General features: G+C 40.9%; 3 protein-coding genes. 2 read left to right on the top strand and 1 reads right to left on the bottom strand.

Translation table 11 applies throughout. The features are described from left to right. Window positions 1-1,083 (top strand): calcium-binding protein (locus ACFFAP_RS36490; protein WP_375515779.1); only part of this gene is annotated, 1,083 nt, incomplete at its 5' end. Between the two features lie 348 nt (window positions 1,084-1,431). Here the strand turns inward: ACFFAP_RS36490 and ACFFAP_RS36485 are convergent. Then, window positions 1,432-1,875 (bottom strand): molybdopterin-binding protein, encoded by a 444-nt coding sequence (locus tag ACFFAP_RS36485; protein ID WP_375515778.1) that lies wholly within the window; start codon window positions 1,873-1,875, stop codon window positions 1,432-1,434. A gap of 547 nt (window positions 1,876-2,422) precedes the next feature. Between ACFFAP_RS36485 and ACFFAP_RS36480 the strand changes: the two genes are divergently transcribed. Then, window positions 2,423-3,868: a deoxyribodipyrimidine photo-lyase, 8-HDF type gene (locus tag ACFFAP_RS36480; protein WP_375515777.1), complete on the top strand. Its 1,446-nt coding sequence runs from the start codon at window positions 2,423-2,425 to the stop codon at window positions 3,866-3,868. Window positions 3,869-4,314: the final 446 nt, after the last annotated feature.

The raw sequence follows: 4,314 nt of genomic DNA, 5'->3' as shown, positions 1-4,314 counted from the left end.
TATGTAGTGTTTGGGGGAACGAATATTCCTAGTAGCAGCACCTCTGTCAACCTGACTGGAACTCCTGGTGCAGATAACTTATTTGGTTCACTGAGCAACAATATCATTGATGGGTTAACTGGTGACGATACCCTAACAGGCAACGGCGGTCAAGATAAATTTTTTATTCGCCTTGGCGATGGTAATGACACCATCACCGATTTTGGTGGCGTTGGTAAAGGTACAAATCCTTCAGCACAAGTCATTGCAAATGTTGACACCTTGCAATTTACAGGTTCGGGTTTAACTGCCCAAAATCTGCAATTAACTCAAAATGGTAATAACTTAGAAGTTACCTTTGAAAATGCGGCTTCTACCAAAGTCACTCTGCAAAACTTCAAATTAGAAAACCTCGATAATCTGCCTGTTTTTGGAGCAAGCCCTGCGATTGGCAATATCCTGTTTGATGGGCAAAGCAACATCGCCGACAGCTTTGATGTCTTGAATGCCAACTCTACTCAAGCTAGCATTTTCAACAAAAACACTGTCACCTTCCTCAATGACTTAAACAATAACATCGCAGGTTTTGACAACTCCAATGATGTGATTAATGGTCAAGGAGGTAACGATATTATCAATGGCTTGAGTGGCAATGACCTGTTGCGGGGCGGGTCAGGCGATGATATTCTCATCGGTGGAGAAGGTAATGATACTCTTGTGGGTGGCAAAGACAATGATATTCTCATTGGTGGTGTAGGTTCTGACAGATTCCTTTACAACACTGATGCTGCTTTTGCCCTGACTGCTGTTGGTGTTGATGCGATCGCTGACTTCAAGAGTTCCCAAGGTGATAAGATTATCCTAGATAAAACTACTTTTAGTGCGTTCGCTTCAAGTGCGGGAATCGGTTTTAGCAATGCCAGTGATTTTAAAATCACCAGTTCCGGGGCAACTAGCACGGCGAAAATTATCTACGACGCTGTGAGTGGACAGTTGTTCTACAACCAAAATGGCTGTGCAGCAGGTTTTGGTAGCGGCGGTTTATTTGCAACTCTCACTGGTGCGCCAACTCTGAGTGCATCAGATTTTGTCGTCCAAGCGTAGGATCATACAGATGTTATCTGTGTCAACATCAGTAGCGTAGCATCGCTGTGCTACCCTACTACCATGTGTTCCATTTATATGAAAACAGCTATTACATAAGTGATATCTAGGATGGGCTATTTGGCGTCGCAACATCCAATTGCAAATCTTTTTGTATTTTGTATAGCAATAAGCCAAACAAAAATGATCCCAGTTAATCTCTAAGCAATTGGATATGCGTAGATGTAGCCCGTCGTAGACATCACATTAACTATATATACTCAATTTATCTTGCAGCTTTCCAAGCTCAAAAATGTTAGTCATGATAATTCATCTTTTTAATATCCAACCCCTAAAATCAACGTATTTCTATTCTCTAGCAATGACAATATCGTTAGATTTAATCACTGCATAAGCTTCTTTTCCCTCAGATAGTTCCAACTCTTCTGCGGAAGCTCTAGTGATAATCGAGGTTAATTCTACTTTATGAATAATTTCTAGAGTCACCTCACTATTAACTGCTCCATAAACAACTCGTTTAACGACACCTTTAAGAATATTGCGAGAACTAACTTTTAGTGATTTCTTTGGAATACTACTTTCTATCTCAGGCTTTTCAGTGTAAATATCTTCCTGCTTTTCCTGCTGAATAGGTGGCGATATTGGTGCTGATGATTGCTGATTAAGGCTACGCACGAGTTCTCGCAGAATCTCAGTCTTGGTGCGTTGAGACTGTTCGCAGAACTCCTCCAAAATTTTCCGCTCGTCCTCTGAGGTTTGAAATGTGACCCATCCTTGTTCTTTTCTTGGCATAATGTTATCAATTTTGGTTATTCTTGGTATGATTCTACCAACTATCAATTAGATGTGTTGTTTTAATAAAAATATTTTTTCTGGAAGGATTTTCTCCATTTTTATAGATAATTCATCAACTAATCTCATACATTTAACTACATAAATATTTATTTTTGTAGTTCCAAAACAATTTGTTACTTAATATTAAGTAAAAGCGCTAATTTTGTACCAGTTTAGTTGGTATAAAACTTGTGCTGGCTTAATTTGGGATCAAAATTATGATTATCTGCAAGCCTTTCTGTCGTGATATCCTCATTGATGAACGCTACATCTTGCAATCTAAACAGGGGGGATCAAAGATGTCTGTCACAAATTCAGCCATGACCAAAAAGACTAATTAAATGTTAAGAAGAGTATACTCAACTTTGAGCTAATAAGCCACTATACCGACTGACAAGCCGACGAATGTCTAATACCCACTCACAAAAGAAATTTATCGCCAGAATGATGTTCATTAGTACCACTAGCATTTAAGCTAGTACGGGTGAACTATATGTAGTATAGAATGTCTGACTTAATTTTGTTTTGGCATCGGCGCGATTTACGCATTTCTGACAATACAGGACTGGCTGCGGCAAAACAACAGAGTCCGAAAGTAGTGGGCGTGTTTTGCCTTGATCCGAATATTCTGGAACGGGATGATGTTGCTCCTGTGAAAATAACTTATATGATTGGCTGTTTGCAGAAACTCCAAGAGCGATATGCTCAAGTTGGTAGCCAGTTGTTAATACTCCACGCCAATCCTGTACAAGCGATACCAGCTTTAGCAGAAGCAATAAATGCCAAAGCAGTTTTTTGGAATTGGGATGTAGAACCTTATTCGCAAGAACGCGATCGCACCGTTATAAATGCCCTCAAAGAAAAAGGTATTGAGTTTCTTAACCAAAACTGGGATCAAATCCTCAATTCCCCAGAGCAATTACGTACCGGTAGCAATCAACCTTACACAGTTTACACCCCCTTCTGGAAAAATTGGATTACCAAACCGAAAGCGAACCCAGTAGAAACTCTGCAAAATGTTGAGGGTTTAACAGAAGCTGAACAGGAAATTGCTAAACTTGCAGGAGCCTTAACGCTACCTTCAGCCAAAGATTTAGGATTTATTTGGGATGGAGAATTGATTATTTCACCGGGAGAGGCGGCGGCGCAAGAACGGCTAGAGGAATTTACTGCTAAAGCTATTACTGAATACCAAGAACAGCGAAATTTCCCCGCAGTTGATGGAACATCGCAACTAAGTGCAGCTTTAAAATTTGGCGTAATTGGCATTCGCACCGTTTGGCAAGCCACCATAGAAGCACAAGAAAATAGCCGCAGTGACGAAACAGCAGTTAATATTCGCACATGGCAACAAGAATTAGCTTGGCGGGAGTTTTATCAACATGCAATGTATAACTTCCCCGAATTAGCTGATGGTGCTTTCCGCGATACCTTTAAGAACTTTCCTTGGCAAACTAACGAAGAACATTTCCAAGCTTGGTGTGAGGGGAGAACTGGCTATCCTATTGTGGATGCAGCAATGCGCCAGATGAATGAAAGTGGCTGGATGCATAACCGTTGTCGAATGATTGTCGCCAGTTTTCTTACCAAAGACTTGCTAATTAGTCCTCAATTGGGAGAAAAATACTTTATGCAGCACCTGATTGATGGTGATTTATCTGCAAATAATGGCGGTTGGCAATGGAGCGCTTCTAGCGGCATGGATCCTAAACCTGTGCGGATTTTTAACCCAGCCAGTCAAACACAAAAATTCGATCCAGAGGGTGAATATATTCGGCAATGGGTATCAGAATTACGGTCTGTAGATACAGAATATTTAGTTAGTGGTAAAATTCCATCTTTAGAACGTCATGCTGTTGGCTATCCTGAACCAATTGTGGATCATAAAATACAGCAACAGCAGTTTAAACAGCGTTATCAACAGCAAAAAACCGTTAGTAATGCTGAGTAGAATAGTTAGTTTTTTAATGTTTATTTATAGCATGTCTGGCTAATCAACCTTCTTTTAAAAATGTTTGTAGTCAGGACTTCAGTTCTGATTTTGTTCTCCCCCTGTGGGAGAGAGGAATGGAAGTGAGGTTCTAAGGATTAAGTTGCACATCGCGTAAAATCTATCAATTGTAGCGACTGTTTTAAAAGTAAAGTGAGGCCGAATAGCCCGTCGTAGACATCGCTTTGTTTGTGAAGATTTATGAAAGCGATGCCGTTCGCGGAGCGTCTCGTAGAGAAGGCGGGCTATGACGCTCGCGGACTCGCTAACGCTTCTCTACGAGACGCTGCGCGAACGCTATCGGCGTCGCACCTGTGTACTTGATCGCAGTGCGACAAAGTTTGAAGTACTCCAACACGACTTTGGAGTACCTCAAAACGACTTTGGAGTACCTCAAAACGACTTTG

It is taken from the genome of uncultured Nostoc sp. (assembly GCF_964245575.1).
Lineage (GTDB): Bacteria > Cyanobacteriota > Cyanobacteriia > Cyanobacteriales > Nostocaceae > Nostoc.
Note: the sequence above shows the minus strand (reverse complement) of the source record. Positions and strands in the feature narration are given on the sequence as shown.